This is a genomic window from Acidovorax sp. HMWF018 (assembly GCF_003061035.1).
GTDB lineage: Bacteria > Pseudomonadota > Gammaproteobacteria > Burkholderiales > Burkholderiaceae_C > Acidovorax > Acidovorax delafieldii.
The window spans coordinates 522-19,660 of sequence record NZ_QAIM01000601.1 but is presented as its reverse complement, the minus strand read 5'-3'; the positions used below and the strand labels follow the sequence as shown (position 1 = coordinate 19,660).

Here is a 19,139-nt window from a genome sequence, read left to right as displayed (position 1 = left end):
GCGCATAGGCCACGACGGCATCTCCCAGCAGCACCTCGCGGCTGGCCTGGGGGTGGCGGAATTCGGCGGGCGACAACAGCGAGGGCAGCGGCACCGCTGGCGCCGAAGGCCGGGTCACTATAGTTTTAGGAGCTACCGGCGCTTGATCGACTAGCGCTTGTGGCTGATTGGGCTTGAAACCTGCAGCCACAGGACTGGGGCCTGCTGCAGGGGCCTCGGGCGGGTCGAACAGGTCCAGCGCCAGTTGCACAAGCCGCTGCATCACGGTCGGTTTACTTCCCGCTGGGGGCCGTGGTGTTGGCCGCTGGGTAAGCCTCTGGGTCCAGGCGACGCATCTCGGCCTCGATCCAGGCCTCCACCTCGCGCATCAGTTCGTCGGGCTGGCGCCCCACGCTGGAGATGGGCTTGCCAATCGACACATCCACCACGCCGGGGCGCTTGACGAACGCCTTGCGCGGCCACACTTTGGCCGAGGTCACTGCGATCGGAATCACCGGCGCACCGGTGTCAATCGCCAGGCGCGTACCGCCGGTCTTGTAGTTGCCCTTCTGCCCCCGCTCGATGCGCGTGCCCTCGGGGAACATGATGATCCAGATGCCCTTGGCCAGCAGGTCCTTGCCCTGCTGCACCACCTTGTTGAAGGCCTGCGTGCGCTGGTTGCGGTCGATGTGGATCATGTCCAGCCGCCCGATGGCCCAGCCGAAGAAGGGCACGTGCAGCAGCTCCTTCTTGAACACGTAGGCCAGGGGGTGCGGCATGATCACCGGCATCAGGAAGGTCTCGTACGTGGACTGGTGCTTGACCAGCAGGATCGCGCCTTCATTGGCGCCCTGCGGCAGGTTCTCCATGCCGGTCACCTCGGCGCGGATGCCCAGAACCACCCGCGCGCCGCTGATGCACAGCGACAGCCAGGCCCGGGCGATACGGTACAGGGGCACTCCCCGCACGCCCAGCAGAGTGCCCAGCATGATGGCCAGCGCGTAGGGCACCACGGTGATGCCCATCCAGAGAAGGTGAATGACAGAACGGATAAGAGCCATTGGGATGTCTTTTTGGCCGCAAGCGCTAGTGAAATATGCGCCAACAGCTATGAATTAAATAGCATCAAGTGCTGCTGCGCCCTGTCACGACAGCGGCAAGGGCGCTGCGGCCACGGCGGCTGCTGCGCTTGGCACCACCGGCAGCAACTGGTCCACAAAATCTCCGAGGCTGGCGTGCAACTGCGTACCCGCCGGCAACCCCGCAGGCAGCGCCCCGCCCGGCCGCAACGCAGCAGACCGGCCGGTGCACACCAGGTGCAACTGGGCCCCCAGGGCGGCACCCGCCTGCAGGTGGGCCTCGCAGCTGCCGACCACGCGGACCTCGTTGCGCTCCATGCCGTAGCGGTCGCAAATCTGCTCCAGCAGGCCCGGGGCGGGCTTGCGGCAGCTGCAGTCCTCGTCGGCCGCATGGGGGCAATAGAACACCGCGTCGATGCGCCCGCCCACCGCCGCCACCTGCCGGTGCATCTTGGCGTGGATGGCGTTGAGCGCCACCACGTCAAACAGGCCCCGGCCCAATCCCGGCTGGTTGGTGGCGACCACCACATGCCAGCCGGCATGGTTGAGGCGGGCAATGGCTTCGAGCGCGCCCGGCACCGCCGCCCACTCGTCGGCCGAAGTGATGTATTCATCCCCCATCGGGTTGAGGGTGCCGTCGCGGTCGAGGATGGCGAGTTTCATAGGAGGGGTTTGCCTTGTGAGAACCACCAGCCTACCAGCACCAGGGGTCAGGCCGCCAGACGGGACAAATCGGCCACGCGGTTCATGGCTTCGTGCAACGTCTTGAGCAGGCCCTGGCGGTTCAGGCGCAGGTCCAGCTGCTCGGCGTTCACCATCACGTCGTCAAAGAACGCATCCACGGGCGCACGCAGCACGGCCAGGGTCTGCAGGCTGGCGGTGTAGTCGCCCGCGTCGAACTGGGCATTGGCCTCGGGCACAAAGCGCTGCAGCGCGGCGTACAGGTCCTGCTCGGCCTTTTCCTGCAGCAGGTTGGGGTTGACGTGGGCATCCACCGGGCCTTCGACCTCGGCCTTCTTGAGGATGTTGCCAACGCGCTTGTTGGCGGCTGCCAGGGCGGGGCTTTCGGGCAAGGCGGCAAAGGCACGCACTGCGGCCAGCTGCTTCTCGACCAGGGCCAAGCGCTGCGGGCGCAGGGCCAGCACGGCGTCCACTTCTTGCGCGCTGTAGCCTTGCTCACGCAGGCTGCCGGCAAGGCGGTCGTAGATGAAATCGGCCAGAGCGGGCGTGGCGTCGGTGATCTTGTCGCCAAAGGCAGGCACGGCACCGGCCAGCAACGCGCTCAAGTCCAGCGGCAGGTCTTTTTCGACCAGCATGCGGATCACACCCAGTGCATGGCGGCGCAGCGCGAACGGATCGCGGTCGCCCGTGGGCAGGTTGCCGATGCCGAACATGCCGACCAGGGTTTCGAGCTTGTCGGCCAGGGCCACAGAAACCCCAACCAAGCTGGTAGGCAGGAAATCGCCAGAAAAACGTGGGCAATAGTGATCAGAGATCGCATTTGCAATTTCTTCACTCAAGCCATCGTTACGGGCGTAGTAGTTGCCCATGATGCCCTGCAGCTCGGGGAACTCACCCACCATATCGGTCAGCAAGTCGGCTTTAGACAAACGCGCAGCGAGCACAGCCTTTTCGGCAAGCTCTGAGCCCCCCAGCTTCTCACCAATAAACTTGGCGATGGAGCAAACGCGCTCCATACGCTCGCCTTGCGTGCCCAGCTTGTTGTGATAAACGACTTTGGCGAGACCCGCCACGCGTGACTCCAAAGTCTTCTTGCGGTCCTGGTCAAAGAAGAACTTGGCATCGGCCAGGCGGGGGCGCACCACGCGCTCGTTGCCGCCGGTCACAAAGCTCGTGTCTTCGGGGCTGATGTTGCTGACCACCAGGAACTTGTTGGTGAGCTTGCCTGCGGCGTCCAGCAGCGGGAAGTACTTCTGGTTGGCCTTCATCGTGAGGATGAGGCACTCTTGCGGCACACCCAGGAACTGCTCTTCAAACTGGCAGATGACCACGTTGGGGCGCTCCACCAGCGCGGTCACTTCGTCCAGCAGGGCTTCGTCTTCGATGGGGCGGGCACCGTTGCCCACTTTGGCAGCGGCAGCAGCGAGCTGGCGGACGATCTCGGCCTTGCGCTCGGCAAAGCTGGCAATCACGGCGCCGTCTTTTTGCAGCGTGGCGGCGTAGCTGTCGGCATCGGCCAGCACCACGGGCGACACGGCGGCTTCAAAACGGTGGCCTTGGGTGCTGTTGCCCGCCGTCAGGCCCAGCGCCTTCACCGGCACCACGGCGCTGCCATGCAGCGCCACCAGGCCATGTGCAGGGCGCACAAAGTTCACACTGCTCCAGCCGGGCAGCTCGCAGTCGGTTTCGAGCTGGTAGCTCATCACCTTGGGGATGGGCAGCTTGGCAATGGCTTCGTCGAGTGCCTTTTGCAGGCCCGCAGCCAATGTAGCGCCGGGCATCACGCTGTCGTAGAACAGGGCCTCGGCCTTGCCGTCCTGGGCGCGCTTGAGCGCGGCCACGGCGGCTGCGGGGTTGGACACATCGGCGCCCAGCGCCTGCAGCTTTTTCAGCAGCGCAGGCGTGGCGTTGCCGTCCGCTTGAAGGCCCACGGTCACGGGCATCAGCTTTTGCTGCACGGCCTTATCGGTGGCCTTGTCGGCCACGGCGGTCACATGCGCGGCCAGGCGGCGGGGCGAGGCAAAGGGCGTGACCACCGAGGCGGCAGACGCCAGTCCCAGGGCCTTGAGCTGGTCGCCCAGCACGGTGGCGAAAGCATCGCCCAGCTTCTGCAGCGCCTTGGGCGGCAGCTCTTCGACAAACAGTTCAACGAGGAGGTTTTGGGTTGTCATCGTCATTTCTCTCACGCAGCCTTCTTCGTCATCTGTTCCACCCATTCGCGCGGCGCCATGGGGAAGCCCAGGCGCTCGCGGCTCTCGTAGTAGCTTTGCGCCACGGCACGGGCCAAGTTACGGATGCGGCCGATGTAGGCAGCGCGTTCGGTCACGCTGATCGCGCCGCGCGCATCCAGCAGGTTGAAGCTGTGTGCGGCCTTGAGCACCTGCTCGTAGGCGGGCAACGCCAGCTGCTGCTCCATCAGGTACTTGGCCTGCTTTTCGTGCGCATTGAAGGCCGTGAACAGGAAGTCCGCGTCGCTGTGCTCGAAGTTGTAGGTGGACTGCTCCACCTCGTTTTGCTTGTACACGTCACCGTAGCTCAGGGTGTCGGTCCACTTCAGGTTGTAGACGTTGTCCACGCCCTGCAGGTACATGGCCAGGCGCTCCAGGCCGTAGGTGATCTCGCCCGTGGCAGGCTTGCAGTCAATGCCGCCGACCTGCTGGAAATAGGTGAACTGCGTGACTTCCATGCCGTTGAGCCACACCTCCCAGCCCAGGCCCCAGGCGCCGAGCGTGGGGTTCTCCCAGTCGTCTTCGACAAAGCGGATGTCGTTCTTTTTCAGGTCGAAGCCCAGGGCTTCGAGCGAGCCCAGGTACAGCTCCAGGATGTTGGCCGGTGCGGGCTTGAGCACCACCTGGTACTGGTAGTAGTGCTGCAGGCGATTGGGGTTCTCGCCGTAGCGGCCGTCCTTGGGGCGGCGGCTGGGCTGCACGTAGGCGGCCTTCCAGGGCTCGGGGCCGATGGCGCGCAGGAAGGTGGCAGTGTGCGAGGTGCCTGCGCCCACTTCCATGTCATAGGGTTGCAGAAGGGCGCAACCCTGCGCGTCCCAGTAGGACTGCAGCTTCAGAATGATTTGCTGGAATGTCAACATGGCGTCTGTGGCTGAGGCACTGGCAAGCCAGGGCCTGGCAAGTAAGGGGAAAAAGAAGAAAACGCGGTGCGCGAGCCAAACCCAGCGCCCGCCGCCCCATGGGCAACAAGGACGGGCATCGCGCGCGCAAACCGGTGATTTTACGGCGCGCCGCCGAACGCGCTGAAGAGCAACCAGGCAACTGCGGCTGCCCCCATGAAAAAAGGCCGGAGCCCTTTTGGAGCCCCAGCCTTCCCAACCAGTCACGCGAGCTATAAGCCGGTGCGTACCGGTGGCCACACGGGTGTGGCCGTCAACGCATGCATCGCGTCAAAGCATGGCGTTCTAACCTCTAAAACAGGGATCAATACTCCCAGAAAATGCGTTGCAGTTCCTTGCTGTCATTGGTCTTCGTGAGGGCCACCATGGCCAGGATGCGGGCCTTTTGCGGGCGCAGGTCATGGGCCACCACCCAGTCGTACTTGTCGTCGGGCTGCTCGGCATTGCGCAGCACAAAACCATCGGGCACGCGGGCCGAACGGATGATCTGCACGCCCTGGCCACGCAAGGCCTTGAGCGAATCGACCGCCTGTGCGGCCACCGAGCCGTTGCCGGTGCCGGCATGGATCAGCGCCTTGACGCCGGCCTTGCCGTAGGCCTCGATGCCCGTGGTGTTCATGTTGCCGTAGCCGTACACGATGTCCACGGCGGGCAGCGCCTTGATGTCGTCGATGTTGAACTCGGAGTTGGTCGTGTGGCGCTTGACCGGTGCGCGGAACCAGTAGTTCTTGCCTTCCACCACCATGCCCAGCGGGCCCCACTGGCTCTTGAAGGCCTCGGTCTTGATGTTGATGGTCTTGCTCACATCGCGACCGCTCTGGATCTCGTCGTTCATCGTGACCAGCACGCCCTTGCCGGCGGCGTCCTTGCTGGCGGCCACGGTCACGGCGTCGTACAGGTTCAGCGCGCCGTCAGCCGACAGGGCCGTGCCGGGACGCATGGAGCCGACCACCACGATGGGCTTGTTGGTGCGCACGGTGAGGTTCAGGAAGTACGCGGTTTCTTCCAGGGTGTCCGTGCCGTGGGTGATCACGATGCCGTCCACGTCTGCCTGCTTGGCCAGGGCCGAAACGCGCTGGCCGAGGCGCAGCAGGTGCTCGTTGGTGAAGCTCTCGGAGGCGATCTGGAACACCTGCTCACCCGACACCTTGGCCACATTGGCCAGCTCAGGCAGGCCTGCCAGCAGCTTGTCCACCGGCACCTTGGCGGCGGCATAGGTTGCGCTGTTGGCGGCCGAGGCGCCCGCACCGGCAATGGTGCCCCCCGTGGCCAGCACTACCACATTGGGCTTGGCAGCCTGGGCCATGGCAACGGCGGAGGCAGCAGACAACAGCAAACCCGCGAGCCAGCGGCTGGCGGTGGGGGAGGAAGAAATGCGCATGAAGAGGTCTCCTGATTTTTTTGGGTGGCAGCACGCGTTGCGCCGCTTTATTCACAACCGCCGGTGAAGCGGTGCCGCATCCTATGAGAAACCAGAACACAGTCATGCGGAATAATTGACCCACCCTTATGAATTCAGCTCACACCCCTGAGCTGCCGCTCGAAGGCCATGAAGTGCCCCTCGGCCACCGCCACAAGCCAACTCCGCCATGAATTTGAGACAACTGGAAGTTTTTCAGGCCGTGCTGCAAACCGGCAACATGAGCGCAGCGGCGCGGTTGCTGTGCATCACGCCCTCAGCAATCAGCAAGGCCGTGGCACACACCGAGTTGCAGCTTGGCTACCGGCTATTCAACCGCTCGCCGGCAGGCCTGACCCCGACGCCCGAGGCCCAGGTGCTGGCCACCGAGTCCACGGGCATTTACCGGCAGCTGGACGCCCTCAAGCGCACTGCGCGCAACCTGGCGACCAGTGATTCGGGCGATGTGCGGCTGGGCGCCATACCGTCCATCACGCACGAATTTCTGCCGCGCCTGCTGCAGCACCATGCCGAGCAGCATCCGCAGGTGGGCGTGGAGGTGCGCACCATCCACCAGGACCAGATGACCCAGGCCCTGCTCACGCGCAGCGTGGACTTTTGCCTGGGTTTCTACAAACACCCCCACCCACAAATCGCGAGCGATCTGCTGGTCAGTGGTCGCTTGTACCTGGCGGTCGCGACCAGCGTGTGGGCGCGTGCTCCCCGTACCGCCAGCCCCGGTGCGCGGCTGGCGCAGGTGCCGGTGATCCGCCTGGTGGGCGACGACCCCATGCGCCAGGCGATTGACGAAATCGCACACCGCCTCGGCTCGCCCGCCGGGCCCGGCATCCAGGTGCAGACATCGCGCCTGGCGCTGGAACTGGTGCGCCGGGGCATGGGCTGGACGGTGGTGGACTTTCTCACCGCCAAGGGGCTGGACCCTGCGCAGATGGTGGCACAGGAGCTGCACGAGCTGGCCCCCATGTCGCTGTACAGCTACCACGCGCGCGCCTTTCCGCCCGGTCTGCAGGCCACCCGCATGCTGAGCATGCTGCCCGCCTTGCTGCACGAGGCCCTGCAGCCCAACCCCAAGGCCCGTCAGGCGCTGACGGCCCGATAGAGCCCATGAAAAACGGCCTGCATGTCCAGAGACAGGCAGGCCGTTGCGGTGGGGAGTCCGCGCGGTCAGTGGTTCCAGCGGCGCAGCACCAGGCTGGCGTTGGTGCCACCAAAGCCGAAGCTGTTGGACAACACCGTGTTCAGCTGCGCATCGCGCGTTTGCGTGACCAGAGGCATGTCGCCCAGGGCCGGGTCAGGTGTCTCGACATTGGCCGAGCCGGCGATGAAGCCCTTGTTCAGCATGATCATGCAGTAGATGGCCTCCTGCACGCCCGTGGCGCCCAGCGAGTGGCCGGTGAGCGACTTGGTGGACGAGAACGGTGGCACCTTGTCGCCAAACAGGGCACGCATGGCGCGCACTTCCTGCATGTCGCCCACGGGGGTGGAGGTGCCGTGGGTGTTGATGTAGTCGATGGGAGCGTCCAGACCTTCCATGGCTTGCTGCATGCAGGCAATGGCACCGTCGCCCGACGGGGCCACCATGTCTTCACCGTCGCTGGTGGCGCCAAAGCCCACCACTTCGGCCAGGATGGTCGCGCCACGGGCCTGGGCGTGCTCCAGGCTCTCCAGCACCACGGCACCGCCGCCGCCAGCGATCACGAAGCCGTCGCGGTTCGCGTCGTAGGCGCGTGAGGCCTTCTCGGGCGTTTCGTTGTACTTGCTGGACATGGCGCCCATGCCGTCAAACAGCAGCGACATGCCCCAGCTCAGCTCTTCGCCACCGCCCGCAAACATCACATCCTGCACGCCCCAGGCGATCTGCTGCGCGGCCGCGCCGATGCAGTGGGCGGACGTGGAGCAGGCCGATGTGATGGAGTAGTTGATGCCCTTGACCTTGAAGTTGGTGGCCAGGCACGCAGAAACCGTGGAGCTCATGCAGCGCGTGACCTGATAGGGCCCCACGCGGCGGATGCCTTTTTCGCGCAGCGTGTCGGCCGCTTCGATCTGGTTGGCGGGCGAGCCGCCGCCCGAACCCATGATGAGGCCGGTGCGCGGGTGGCTGACTTGGCTTGGCGTGAGGCCTGCTTGCTGGATAGCGTCTTCCAGTGCGATCTGCGCATAGGCCGCCGCATCGCCCATGAAGCGCAGCTGCTTGCGGTCGATGCGCGCTTCGATATCGATCTCCGGGGCGCCGCCCACCTGGCTGCGCAGGCCCAGTTCCTTGAACTTCTCCACGGCCTTGATGCCGCTGGTGCCCGCACGCAGCGAAGCTTCCACGGAGGCCAGGTCGTTGCCAATGCACGAGACGATGCCCGCGCCGGTGATGACTACGCGCTTCTTGGTGGTCATGCTGCGTCCTTACCGTCTTCCTCGCGCTTGAACAGACCCACGCGAAGGTCGTTGGCCACATAGATTTCCTTGCCATCGGCCAACAGGCGGGCATCGCCGATGGCCATGACCAGCTTGCGCTTGATGACGCGCTTGATATCGATTTCGTAGGTAACCAGTTTCACGTCAGGGCCGACCTCGCCGGTGAACTTGACCTCGCCCGCACCCAGCGCGCGGCCCCGGCCCGGCAGTTGCAGCCAGGTCAGGTAAAAACCGATGAGTTGCCACATGGCGTCGAGCCCCAGGCAGCCAGGCATGACCGGGTCGCCCTGGAAGTGGCAGGCAAAGAACCACAGGTCGGGTTTGACATCGAGCTCGGCGCGGATCTTTCCCAGCCCGTGCGCGCCACCATCGCTGTCGATGTGCGTGATGCGGTCAAACATCAGCATGGGTGGCAGCGGCAGACGCCCGCTGTCAGCGCCGAACAGCCGGCCCTCGCCCGAGGCGATCAGTTGTTCGTAGGAAAAGGAATCTGCCATTTTCAGTCGTGCTCCAGAACGGCGGATGGCCCGCCTCAAATCATCGTTTTACGCAACACCAGCCCCCGGTTGCGGGCCTCTATTATCAAGGCATAGGGAGCCGCCTCTAAACACGGGGGTGCGCAGGCCCTTGCGACGCCGGGCGCAATGCCTGACCTGGATCAATTGCCACGCGGCCTGCGGCCCCTGCTGGCGACCATGGCCCCCACCAGCACCAGAGCCCCCAGCGCCCACAGCGGCCACAGCCCCCAGCGGGACACCCACCACGCATAAGGCGTGATGGCCCAGCCACTTTGTGCGTCCAGCCCCCGGCCCTGCACCTCGCCTTTGAGCACGCCGCGCGTGTAGCGGGCCAGCTGGTGCGTGACCACGCCCCGGTGGTCGATGATGACGGTGGCGCCCGTGTTGGTGGCGCGCACCATCGGGCGCTCGAATTCGAGCGCACGCATGCGGCTGATGTGCAGATGCTGGTCGATGGCCAGGGTGTCGCCAAACCAGCCGATGTTGCTGAAGTTGACAAACACCGTGGGGGCCTGGGCGGGGTCGATGAATCGCGCCCCCAACTCCTCGCCAAACAGGTCTTCGTAGCAGATGTTCGGCGCGATGCGCTGCCCCGCCACGGCAAACGACGCCTGGCCCACGGTCCCCCGGTTGAAGTCGCCCAGCGGGATGTTCATCATGGCCGTGAACCACTTGAAAAACGGCGGAATGAACTCTCCAAACGGCACGAGGTGGTGCTTGTCGTAGCGGTAGGGCTCGGCTTGTGTGGCAGCACTCATGCCCAGCACGGAGTTGGTGTAGCCCTGCGCTTCATCCCCCAGCGGAATGCCCACCATGGCGGCCTGGGCCCCTTGCGCATAGCGTTGCTGGATGCCCTCCAGATACCCCGGAATGAGCTGCTGCGGCAGCAGCGGTATGGCGGTCTCGGGCGCCACCACCAGGTCGGCCTGGGCGTTGCGCAGGGCCTCGGCATACCACTGCAGGGCCACGGGCACACCGCTGCCGGACTGGAACTTTTCGTCCTGGGGGATATTGCCCTGCAGCAGCTCCAGGCTGAGGGCGGGCGCTGCGCGCTGTGTCGGGGTGTGGCACAGATTGACCGCGCACAGCCGGTCCACCGTGGCCCAGGCCAGCAGGCCTCCCGCCGCCAGCACCAGCGCCCACCAGCGCACCTTGCGCAGATCGGTGGCACGCACCTGCACCACGCCCATCGCCAACGCCGCAGCCACCGCGCTGATGCCATACACCCCCATGTGGCGGGCCAGCACGGCGAGCGGCCCATCCACATGCGCGTAGCCGCCAGCACCCCACGGGAACCCCGTCCACCAGACGCCCCGTGCCAGTTCGGCCAGCAGCCACAGCGCTCCGAAAAGAAGAGCACTCCCGGCACGATTCATCGGCGCATACCGGCAAAACAAGGCCAAAGCCGCCGAATAGTAGCTGGCAAGAAAGGCAGCGAGCCCCAGCACCGCTGCCACGGCCAAAGGCGCGGGCAGGCCACCATAAGAATGCATGGAAATGAACAGCCACCAGAAAGTGCCTGCCAGCCAGGCGGTGGCAAACAACCCACCCACGAGCGCACCGCGCCGCCAGGGCGCAGCGACGCGCGGGTGCTCCACAGCGAAAGGCCGCACCATCCAGGCGAGCGCAGCCATCGAAGCCAGCTGCAGCCACCACAAGGGTTGGCCGCTGCCCGGCCAGGCCAGCGAGGCCGCCTGGGCCAGGCCCGCCGCCAGTGCCAGCAGCAGTTGCGGCAGCAGCGGCCCGCCCGCCATCCGAGAGCGCCGCGACATCAGCCGTCGGAGGGAGTGTCTTCGACCCTGGACACCTTGAACCAGCGCACCGCCCCGCCCTTGGTGTGCAGCACCACAAAATGCAGGCCGCTGAGCTGCAGATGCTCACCGCGCTTGGGCACATGGCCCATTTCGTGGGCAATCAGGCCGCCGATGGTGTCGAAATGCTCGTTGGGATCGCTACCCACGATGGCCACCTCAAAGGCCTCGGCCACACGCTCGATGGGGGTGTCACCACTCACACGGTAGGTCCGGTCGGCCAGGCCAAAGATGTCGCCATCGTCTTCGGGGATGTCGAACTCGTCCTCGATCTCGCCGACGATCTGCTCCAGCACGTCTTCGATGGTGATGAGCCCGGCCACGCGGCCAAACTCGTCGATCACGATGGCCAGGTGGTTGCGGTTGCCACGGAACTCGCGCAGCAGGTCGTTCAGGCCTTTGCTTTCGGGCACAAACGCTGCCGGGCGCAGCAACGCACGGATGTTCAGCTCGGGCGCCCGCTGCAGCTTGAGCAGGTCCTTGGCCATCAGGATGCCGATGATGTTCTCGCGCTCGCCCTGGTAGACAGGAAACCGTGAATGCGCGGTGCTGATCACCAGGTGCAGCAGCTCATCGAAAGGCGCGTCAATGTTGACGAGGTCCATGCGCGGTGCTGCCACCATCACATCGCCCGCCGTCATATCGGCCATGCGGATCACGCGCTCCAGCATCACGCGCGATTCGGCGCCAATGACCTCGTTATCCTCGGCCTCGGCCAGGGTTTCGATGAGTTCTTCCGTGGAGTCCGGCCCAGGATGGATGAACTCGGCCACTTTCTGCAGGAAGGTGCGCTTGTCTTCCCTCTCGGGCGGTCGCCCGGGGTGCGCGGGGTGCGGGTCAGACACTGTCTGGAGTGCAGGACGTGCGGTAGTGAATCAGGCCCCTAGGATAGCGGATTGCCGTGACAGCCGGCCACCACCGGCGTCACGGCCGGGGGCGTGACCGCCATGCATCACTCGGCCGACTGGTGGCGCGCGTGTTGCACGCCGCTGCGCACTTCCTGCACATTGGCCAGAAAGTCCCAGAACTGCTTGGCCTGCTTTTTGAGCTGGTAGTCCACCTCGGCGAACTGCTGCTCGACCATCTCGGTCATGCGCGTGTCGAGGCTGGCGGGTGGAATCTGCAGATAGGCCTCGGACTCGGACCCGTCGCGGCGCACGGTGGCACCGGCGTTGCGCGCGATCTTGAGCATGGCGGTGTTTTCAGACAACGCATGGATGAACACCATGTTCACGCCCTCATTGCGCGCATGCATCACGGCACGCTCGAACAGGCGCGCGCCAAAGCCGCGACCCCGTGCCTGCTTGAGCACGGACACACCGAATTCAGCACACGGCTTGTGTTCGGGGTTTTCCGAAAACGCTAGGTGGGCCATGGCGATGAGCTCAAGGCGGCGGTTGTAGATGCCAAAAATTTCATCGCGCTCGAAGTTGAGCTGCTCGGCGTAGCGGCGGATCTGTTCGTCGTTGGCGGCATAGCCAAAGCGCAGGTAGCGGTCTGCAGGCTCCAGCTGCAGCAGGTGCTGGGTGATCCGCTCCCGGTAGGAGGGGCCCAGGGAGCGGATAGGAACCATCATGGGCGTCTCCTGCTGGTGGATGTGAATGTCAGAGGCAGAAGAGCCGCTGGTTACCGGGCGCAGCAGGTCCCGGCCTGCGTACCAGGATGCCTTGAGCCAGTCTTTGGTTGCGAACATGTCGCCAAATATAAGGGTTTTCCCTCATCTTTTCCAGTCCAAATTGCTGCGCCGCAACAAAATAGTGATCCTACTCAAAATGCGGAAAAATCGGCTCCAAGCGCTGGAATATCATGCCTCAATAGCTATCAATTTGAGAGTATTCATACCCCGGATCTCCTCAGCATGGGTCGCAGACGCGACGGCTGGGGTGGCTGCCCCCCGTCTGCGCCAAGCCTTCTCTGCACGGGCCAGAGCGTAAAGCGCGGACCGCCTTACAGCAACCTCCGCCGCACCGCCAGACGCCACAGGGAGTCACGCCTGTGACGTGCCCCATCCCAGCCAAGGGCGAAGGCCCGCGCTGGACTACACCGGCACAGCCGTCGTCGCCTTCACGCGGTCGAGCACAAAGCTGGTCTTGCAGTCCTGTACGCTGGGGTGCTTGAGCAGCGTGTCCATGATGAAGCGGCTGTAGTGCGCCATGTCGGCCACCACCACGCGCAGCAGGTAGTCCATTTCGCCGGTGAGCGATGCGCACTCCACCACCTCGGGCCAGGTCTGCACGCTGGCGCGGAACAGGTCCATGGGGTTGCGCTTGTGGCTTTCCGTGTGTTTTTCCAGCCGCACGTTCAGGTACGCCGTGAGTCCCAGCCCCACCGCTTCGGGCTGCACCAGGGCCACGTAGCGGTGGATCACGCCGCTGTCTTCCAGCCGCTTGACGCGGCGCAGCACGGCGCTGGGCGACAGGCCCACCTGTTCTCCGATGACGTCGTACGTCTCGCGGCCGTTGTCCTGCAGGCGGCGCAGGATGGCGCGGTCCAGCTTGTCGAGTGCGTCAAATGCTTTCATGGCGCAGGATTTTATGAACAACTGCGTGATTTCTGCATGGTGTGCTGCACACACGGGTATGTCCCGATAGTGACTCCATGGCCCGAATACAAAAATTGATCTCGCAAAAAAGAACGGTCGTTCGTTTTTGCGAGCATAAGAAACCATACCAACGGAGACAAACACATGACCGGATTTTTCAGCCGCTTTTTGCGGCGACTGGTGCTGGCAGCAACGGCGGGGTTGCTGCTGCTGGGCGTGGGCGCGCAGGCGCAGACGGGGTACACCCAGACGCGCTACCCCATCGTGCTGGTGCATGGCCTGTTCGGCTTTGACTCGGCCCTTGGGATCGACTACTTCTACGGCATCCCCGACGCACTGCGCCAGGGCGGCGCCAAGGTCTACGTCGCCCAGGTCTCGGCCGCCAACAGCACCGAGGTGCGCGGCGAGCAATTGCTGGCGCAGGTCAAGACCATCCTGGCGCTGACCGGGGCCCCCAAGGTGAACCTGGTAGGCCATTCGCACGGAGGCCCCACCACCCGCTATGTGGCGGGCGTGGCGCCGCAGCTGGTGGCATCGGTCACCTCGATTGGCGGCGTGAACCGGGGTTCGCGCGTGGCCGACATCCTGCGCGGCGTAGCGCCCGCGGGCTCGGTGTCCGAAGCCGTGGCCAGCGCCGCCGCCAAGGCGCTGGTGGGCCTGATCAACCTGACCTCCGGCGGCACCGGCCTGCCCCAGATGCCCACGGCGGCGCTGGACTCGCTGACCACGGCCGGCTCGGCCAAGTTCAACAGCCGCTTTCCGCAAGGCGTGCCCACCTCCGGCTGCGGCAGCGGCGCCGAGCAGGTGAACGGTGTGCGCTACTACTCCTGGACCGGCACCCTGCCCCTGACCAACGTGCTCGATGCCAGCGACGCCCTGCTGACCACGCTGAGCCTGACCTTTGGCGAAGCCAACGATGGCCTGGTGTCGGCCTGCTCGTCGCGCTTGGGCAAACACCTGGGCGACTACCGCCAGAACCACCTCGACGAAGTCAACCAGCTGCTGGGCCTGCGCGACTGGTTCTCCACCGACCCGGTGACGCTGTACCGCCAGCACGCCAACCGCCTCAAGCAACAAGGCCTGTAAGCCATGGCCCAGCCCTCGCGCACCTGGGCGGTTGCCGCCGCAGTCCTGGCCCTCACCACGGTCGCCGTGGTGTGGTGGCTGGAGGGCCCTGCCGGGTTGGGCGCGGGGGATACCCACCCATCACCAGCGGGGGCGGCCGCCGCCTCCGCCGGTGCCCAGGTACAACCCTCGCCAGCACAGGGCGCGGACCACAGTTTTTTTGCACGCCGCCGCGCCATCACCACCGACGGCCCGGCCGACCCCCTGCTGGTGCACGGCCTGCGCGACACGCTGGAAGCCCTGCTGATGGAAGCGGGCGACGCCAGCGACCCAGCCACGCTCAAACAGCGCCTGGCCGCGCTGGTCAACCGGCATTTCCCCGCCGCCCTGGCCACACGAGCCCTGGCACTGGCCGAGCGCTACGTGGACTACCGTGTGGCCCTGGGCAGCTTGCGTGCGCCGCAGGACCTGACCGACCCACGCGCACTGCGCGACGCGCTGGAGGCGCGCCACAAGGTGCGCCTGCAGTTTTTTGACGACGCCGAATACGACGCCCTGTTTGCCCGCGAGGCCGACCTGGACCGCTACACCCTGGCGCGCCTCGAGATTGAGCGCAACACCCAGCTCAGCCCTGAGCAGCGCGCCCAGGCGCTGCAGGCGGCCGACAACGAACTCTCTGCCGAGCGCCGCGCCGAACGCAGTGCCGCCACCGCCCACATGGCGGCCGCCGCGCAGACGGCCGCCTTCAACGCCAGCAACACCGACGAACGCAGCCGCTACGCCACCCGCAGCGCGCAGTACGGCCCGGCAGCCGCCCAGGCCATGGCGCAGCTGGACAGGGACGAACAGCACTGGAACCAGCGCCTCGACCAATACAGCCAAGCCCGCACCCAGCAGGGCGAGGGCCCCGGCCTGCAGCAACTGCGCCAGCAGCTGTTCTCGCCCGAAGAGCAACAACGCATTGACGCCGCCCTGGCGCTGCGCCAGCTCAACGCGGGCACCTCGGGCTCATAGGGACCTTCTGCCGACCGCGCAGCGCTGCGGTGGCCAGCCCCGCCCAGCGCGCCGCCAGACTGCGCAAAATTTTGAACATTCACAATATTCCTGCAAATCAAAGGCCAAAGCCTCTTGATTTCGCCAGAAACATGAGGCAGGCCGCGCCTACAGTCCATGACATTCATCAACGAATGCCGGAGACACCCCATGAACGCCGCCTTGCCGCAAGAAACCACCGCCCAGCTCGCTGCCTGGGACAACCCCATGGGCCTGATGGGCTTCGAGTTCGTCGAATTCACCTCGCCCCAGCCCGGCGTGCTGGAGGCGGTGTTTGAAAAGCTCGGTTTCACCCTGGTCGCCAAGCACCGGTCCAAGGATGTGGTGCTGTACCGCCAGAACGGCATCAACTTCATCCTGAACCGCGAGCCCCACAGCCAGGCCGCCTACTTTGGTGCCGAGCATGGCCCCTCCGCCTGTGGCCTGGCCTTCCGTGTGAAGGATGCGCACAAGGCTTACAACCGCGCGCTGGAGTTGGGCGCCCAGCCCATCGAGATCCCCACCGGCCCCATGGAGCTGCGCCTGCCCGCCATCAAGGGCATTGGCGGCGCACCGCTGTATTTGATTGATCGCTTTGAAGACGGCAAGTCCATCTACGACATCGACTTCGAATTCATCGAAGGCGTGGACCGCCGCCCCGTGGGCCACGGCCTGAACCTCATCGACCACCTCACGCACAACGTGTACCGCGGCCGCATGGGTTTCTGGGCCAACTTCTACGAGAAGCTGTTCAACTTCCGCGAAATCCGCTACTTCGACATTCAGGGCGAATACACGGGCCTCACGTCCAAGGCCATGACCGCGCCTGACGGCAAGATCCGCATCCCGCTGAACGAAGAGTCCAAGCAGGGTGGCGGCCAGATCGAAGAATTTTTGATGCAGTTCAACGGCGAGGGCATTCAGCACATCGCGCTGATCTGCGACAACCTGCTGGACGTGGTGGACAAGCTTGGCATGGCCGGCGTGCAGCTGGCCACCGCGCCCAACGAGGTCTATTACGAAATGCTGGACACCCGCCTGCCCGGCCACGGCCAGCCTGTGCCCGAACTGCAGTCGCGCGGCATCTTGCTGGACGGCACCACGGCCGACGGCACGCCCCGCCTGCTGCTGCAGATTTTCTCCACCCCCATGCTGGGCCCGGTGTTCTTCGAATTCATCCAGCGCGAAGGCGACTACCGCGATGGTTTTGGCGAAGGCAACTTCAAGGCGCTGTTCGAGTCGCTGGAACGCGACCAGATCCGCCGTGGTGTGCTGAACACGTAAGACATCGGACATCCAGGGTTAACCCTGCACAGGTGCCTATACTGCGCGCTCCCCGGAACTCAAAAGGATCCCGATGTCGCTCCGTAGCACCCTGTTCAGCACCCTTCTGGCTGGCGCGGCCACTGCCGCGCTGGCGCAGAACCCGTCTGCCCCGCTCACCATCGTGGTGCCCTACCCCGCTGGTGGTCCGCTGGACACCTCGGCCCGCATCGTGGCCGACGGTGCCGCAGCCCAGTTGGGCTCCATCACCGTGGAGAACAAACCGGGGGCAGGTGGCAATACCGGCGCCGACCAAGTCGCCAAGGCACCCAAGGCCAGCAACCAGGTACTGATGGGCGCCGTGGCCACGCACGCGGTCAATCCCTGGCTGTACAAGAACTTCCCCTACAACGCACTAAAAGACTTCAAACCCCTCGTCCTCGTGGCGCGCACGCCCAATGTGCTGGTGGTGAACGCGGAACAGGCGGCCAAGCTGGGCATCAAGACCACGCCCGACCTGGTGCAGTACCTCAAGAAGAACCCGGACCAGACCAAGTACGGCTCGGGCGGCAACGGCAGCATCGGCCACATCTCGGCCGAGATGTTCAAGTCGCTCACCAACACCAAGATGGGCCACACGCCCTTCCAGGGCTCCAAGCCAGCGCTCGCCGCGCTGGAATCAGGCCAAGTGCTGATGGTGTTTGACAACCTGGCCTCGGCGCTGCCGCAGATCCAGTCGGGCAAGCTGCTGGCGCTGGGTGTGACCACCCTCAGCCGCAACGAGGCGCTACCCAACGTGCCCAGCATCAACGACAGCGTGCAGGGCTTCAACGTGTCCACCTGGTTCGGCCTGTTCGCGCCGGCCTCGCTGCCCGATGCGGACGCACGCCGCTATGCCAACGCGTTCAGCGCCGCAATGCACTCGCCTGCGGGCAAGGAGAAGTTCAAGAAGATGGGTATCACCCCCGAAGAGCTGACGCTCGACGGATTTGCGCAGTTTGTGCGCTCGGAAAACAGCAAGTACGAGTTCTTGATCCGGGCCGCAAAGATCAAGATCGATTAGCAGCCGCATGGGCTGGTGCGCACCCCCGTCGCGGTGCGCCGACCATGGCGGCAAAGGAGAAAAAAATGGGACAAGCCCCTGTCGTCTATGGCCAATCCACCCGCCCACCGCGTGGCGACTACTCGCGTGCCAACGCGGACTACACCTGCCCGCAGGACTACGCGGCCTACACCGCCGCCGACCACGACACCTACCGCCGTCTGTACGAGCGCCAGCGCGCCCTGCTGCCGGGCCTGGCGAGCCAAGCGTTCATCGACGCCCTGCCCTCACTGGGCGCGAGCGACCGCATCCCGCGTTTTGAAGAGGTGAACGAGCGCCTCTACAAAGCCACCGGCTGGGAGCTGGTGGGCGTGCCGGGGCTGATCCCAGAGGTGCCCTTCTTCACCCTGCTGGCCAACCGCAAGTTCCCGGTGACGGACTGGATCCGCAAGCCCGAGGAGTTCGAGTACATCGTCGAGCCCGACATCTTTCACGACCTGTTCGGCCATGTGCCGCTGCTGTTCAACCCGGTGTTTGCCGACTATGTGCAGCGCTACGGCCAGGGGGGTCTGAAGGCGCAGGGGCTGGGGTCGTGCGAGATGCTGAGCCGCTTGTACTGGTACACGATCGAGTTCGGGCTGATCCGCGAGGCGGGGCAGTTGCGGGCCTATGGCGCGGGCATCCTGAGTTCGTCGGGCGAACTGGCGTACTCGGTGCAGAGCCCAGAGCCGCAGCGCATTCCGCTGCAACTGGAGCGCACCATGCGCACGCGCTACAAGATCGATACGTACCAGCAGACGTATTTTGTGATCGACAGTTTTGAGCAGCTGTTTGAGATGACGGCGGCGGACTTTGCGCCGATCTATGAGCGGCTGCGGGGGTTGCCGGAGTTTGCCGCGGATGAGCGGGAGGCTGTGGCGGCTTGATTTCTGGTGGTATTGGCTGCTAGCGCTAGTGAATCATTCCTTGACAGCTACATATTTGATAGCACTTCTTCTGCATTCAACAATACCTGACTGAGGTTGTTGGAGCTTGTGGATGAATCGGTCTCTGTGCCTGGGTTGAGGGCGGAGGCCGGGAGTCGCCCGGCATGCGAGTCCCTTTCTTTCGCGTCGCCGAAAGAAAGGAACCAAAGAAAGGGCGACCCCACTGTCTGCGCCCCCTGCGCTGG

The 19,139-nt window shown here is 64.9% G+C and carries 17 protein-coding genes and 1 pseudogene; 6 read left to right on the top strand and 12 right to left on the bottom strand.

Features of this window, described 5'->3' with window-relative positions:
• From DBR23_RS31825 to DBR23_RS25605, 6 genes and pseudogenes are all read right to left on the bottom strand, one after another.
• Positions 1-262: pseudogene (locus DBR23_RS31825) on the bottom strand (metal-dependent hydrolase); the annotation flags it as partial.
• A 10-nt stretch (positions 263-272) separates the two neighbouring features.
• Positions 273-1,040 carry a 1-acyl-sn-glycerol-3-phosphate acyltransferase gene (locus DBR23_RS25625; RefSeq protein WP_099731310.1) on the bottom strand — a complete coding sequence of 256 codons (768 nt, stop codon included), beginning with the start codon at positions 1,038-1,040 and terminating at the stop codon, positions 273-275.
• Positions 1,041-1,124: 84 nt separating this feature from the next.
• Positions 1,125-1,721 (bottom strand): D-glycero-beta-D-manno-heptose 1,7-bisphosphate 7-phosphatase, encoded by a 597-nt coding sequence (gmhB, locus tag DBR23_RS25620; RefSeq protein WP_056059492.1) that lies wholly within the window; start codon positions 1,719-1,721, stop codon positions 1,125-1,127.
• A gap of 47 nt (positions 1,722-1,768) precedes the next feature.
• A complete protein-coding gene (gene glyS / locus DBR23_RS25615; protein ID WP_108499971.1) occupies positions 1,769-3,910 on the bottom strand; it encodes a glycine--tRNA ligase subunit beta in 2,142 nt (713 codons plus the stop codon).
• An 11-nt stretch (positions 3,911-3,921) separates the two neighbouring features.
• The gene (glyQ, locus tag DBR23_RS25610; RefSeq protein WP_010462637.1) at positions 3,922-4,827 is read right to left on the bottom strand and encodes a glycine--tRNA ligase subunit alpha; all 906 of its coding nucleotides are present in this window, start codon (positions 4,825-4,827) and stop codon (positions 3,922-3,924) included.
• 343 nt (positions 4,828-5,170) lie between these two features.
• Positions 5,171-6,247: a type II asparaginase gene (locus DBR23_RS25605; protein ID WP_099731311.1), complete on the bottom strand. Its 1,077-nt coding sequence runs from the start codon at positions 6,245-6,247 to the stop codon at positions 5,171-5,173.
• A 208-nt stretch (positions 6,248-6,455) separates the two neighbouring features.
• Here DBR23_RS25605 and DBR23_RS25600 point away from each other — a divergent pair, with 208 nt between their 5' ends.
• Positions 6,456-7,385, top strand: coding sequence for a LysR family transcriptional regulator (locus tag DBR23_RS25600; protein ID WP_108499966.1), 930 nt, complete (start codon positions 6,456-6,458; stop codon positions 7,383-7,385).
• 65 nt (positions 7,386-7,450) lie between these two features.
• Here DBR23_RS25600 and fabB read toward each other — a convergent pair whose 3' ends face one another.
• The 6 genes from fabB to DBR23_RS25570 all read right to left on the bottom strand — a co-directional run bounded on the left by fabB (position 7,451) and on the right by DBR23_RS25570 (position 13,545).
• Positions 7,451-8,674 carry a beta-ketoacyl-ACP synthase I gene (gene fabB / locus DBR23_RS25595; RefSeq protein ID WP_108499965.1) on the bottom strand — a complete coding sequence of 408 codons (1,224 nt, stop codon included), beginning with the start codon at positions 8,672-8,674 and terminating at the stop codon, positions 7,451-7,453.
• Positions 8,671-9,192 (bottom strand): 3-hydroxyacyl-[acyl-carrier-protein] dehydratase FabA, encoded by a 522-nt coding sequence (gene fabA, locus DBR23_RS25590; RefSeq protein WP_008907199.1) that lies wholly within the window; start codon positions 9,190-9,192, stop codon positions 8,671-8,673. The genes fabB and fabA overlap by 4 nt, the downstream gene beginning before the upstream one ends.
• 161 nt (positions 9,193-9,353) lie before the next feature.
• Positions 9,354-10,985, bottom strand: coding sequence for an apolipoprotein N-acyltransferase (lnt, locus tag DBR23_RS25585; RefSeq protein ID WP_108499964.1), 1,632 nt, complete (start codon positions 10,983-10,985; stop codon positions 9,354-9,356).
• Positions 10,985-11,869: an HlyC/CorC family transporter gene (locus tag DBR23_RS25580; RefSeq protein ID WP_060986846.1), complete on the bottom strand. Its 885-nt coding sequence runs from the start codon at positions 11,867-11,869 to the stop codon at positions 10,985-10,987. Before DBR23_RS25580 ends, lnt begins: the two co-directional genes overlap by 1 nt.
• A 107-nt stretch (positions 11,870-11,976) precedes the next feature.
• The gene (locus DBR23_RS25575; protein ID WP_108499963.1) at positions 11,977-12,717 is read right to left on the bottom strand and encodes a GNAT family N-acetyltransferase; all 741 of its coding nucleotides are present in this window, start codon (positions 12,715-12,717) and stop codon (positions 11,977-11,979) included.
• Between the two features lie 345 nt (positions 12,718-13,062).
• Positions 13,063-13,545 (bottom strand): Lrp/AsnC family transcriptional regulator, encoded by a 483-nt coding sequence (locus DBR23_RS25570; RefSeq protein ID WP_015012403.1) that lies wholly within the window; start codon positions 13,543-13,545, stop codon positions 13,063-13,065.
• A gap of 165 nt (positions 13,546-13,710) precedes the next feature.
• Here DBR23_RS25570 and DBR23_RS25565 point away from each other — a divergent pair, with 165 nt between their 5' ends.
• From DBR23_RS25565 to phhA, 5 genes are all read left to right on the top strand, one after another.
• Positions 13,711-14,652 (top strand): triacylglycerol lipase, encoded by a 942-nt coding sequence (locus DBR23_RS25565; protein WP_108499962.1) that lies wholly within the window; start codon positions 13,711-13,713, stop codon positions 14,650-14,652.
• Positions 14,653-14,655: 3 nt separating this feature from the next.
• Complete coding sequence (locus tag DBR23_RS25560; protein WP_108499961.1) at positions 14,656-15,645, top strand: lipase secretion chaperone; 990 nt, start codon at positions 14,656-14,658, stop codon at positions 15,643-15,645.
• Positions 15,646-15,834: 189 nt separating this feature from the next.
• Positions 15,835-16,947, top strand: a complete 1,113-nt coding sequence (gene hppD / locus DBR23_RS25555; RefSeq protein WP_108499960.1) for a 4-hydroxyphenylpyruvate dioxygenase — start codon at positions 15,835-15,837, stop codon at positions 16,945-16,947.
• Positions 16,948-17,020: 73 nt separating this feature from the next.
• A complete protein-coding gene (locus DBR23_RS25550; RefSeq protein ID WP_108499959.1) occupies positions 17,021-17,989 on the top strand; it encodes a tripartite tricarboxylate transporter substrate binding protein in 969 nt (322 codons plus the stop codon).
• A 65-nt stretch (positions 17,990-18,054) separates the two neighbouring features.
• A complete protein-coding gene (gene phhA / locus DBR23_RS25545; protein WP_056059511.1) occupies positions 18,055-18,894 on the top strand; it encodes a phenylalanine 4-monooxygenase in 840 nt (279 codons plus the stop codon).
• Positions 18,895-19,139: the final 245 nt, after the last annotated feature.

Bases quoted from the DNA above. Each gene is read 5' to 3' on its own strand.
- DBR23_RS25565 (WP_108499962.1), top strand. From the start codon at position 13,711: ATGACCGGATTTTTCAGCCGCTTTTTGCGGCGACTGGTGCTGGCAGCA.
- glyQ (WP_010462637.1), bottom strand. From the start codon at position 4,827: ATGTTGACATTCCAGCAAATCATTCTGAAGCTGCAGTCCTACTGGGAC.
- DBR23_RS25625 (WP_099731310.1), bottom strand. From the start codon at position 1,040: ATGGCTCTTATCCGTTCTGTCATTCACCTTCTCTGGATGGGCATCACC.
- gmhB (WP_056059492.1), bottom strand. From the start codon at position 1,721: ATGAAACTCGCCATCCTCGACCGCGACGGCACCCTCAACCCGATGGGG.
- fabA (WP_008907199.1), bottom strand. From the start codon at position 9,192: ATGGCAGATTCCTTTTCCTACGAACAACTGATCGCCTCGGGCGAGGGC.
- lnt (WP_108499964.1), bottom strand. From the start codon at position 10,985: ATGTCGCGGCGCTCTCGGATGGCGGGCGGGCCGCTGCTGCCGCAACTG.
- hppD (WP_108499960.1), top strand. From the start codon at position 15,835: ATGAACGCCGCCTTGCCGCAAGAAACCACCGCCCAGCTCGCTGCCTGG.
- DBR23_RS25560 (WP_108499961.1), top strand. From the start codon at position 14,656: ATGGCCCAGCCCTCGCGCACCTGGGCGGTTGCCGCCGCAGTCCTGGCC.
- fabB (WP_108499965.1), bottom strand. From the start codon at position 8,674: ATGACCACCAAGAAGCGCGTAGTCATCACCGGCGCGGGCATCGTCTCG.
- phhA (WP_056059511.1), top strand. From the start codon at position 18,055: ATGGGACAAGCCCCTGTCGTCTATGGCCAATCCACCCGCCCACCGCGT.
- DBR23_RS25575 (WP_108499963.1), bottom strand. From the start codon at position 12,717: ATGTTCGCAACCAAAGACTGGCTCAAGGCATCCTGGTACGCAGGCCGG.
- DBR23_RS25600 (WP_108499966.1), top strand. From the start codon at position 6,456: ATGAATTTGAGACAACTGGAAGTTTTTCAGGCCGTGCTGCAAACCGGC.
- DBR23_RS25550 (WP_108499959.1), top strand. From the start codon at position 17,021: ATGTCGCTCCGTAGCACCCTGTTCAGCACCCTTCTGGCTGGCGCGGCC.
- DBR23_RS25605 (WP_099731311.1), bottom strand. From the start codon at position 6,247: ATGCGCATTTCTTCCTCCCCCACCGCCAGCCGCTGGCTCGCGGGTTTG.
- glyS (WP_108499971.1), bottom strand. From the start codon at position 3,910: ATGACAACCCAAAACCTCCTCGTTGAACTGTTTGTCGAAGAGCTGCCG.
- DBR23_RS25570 (WP_015012403.1), bottom strand. From the start codon at position 13,545: ATGAAAGCATTTGACGCACTCGACAAGCTGGACCGCGCCATCCTGCGC.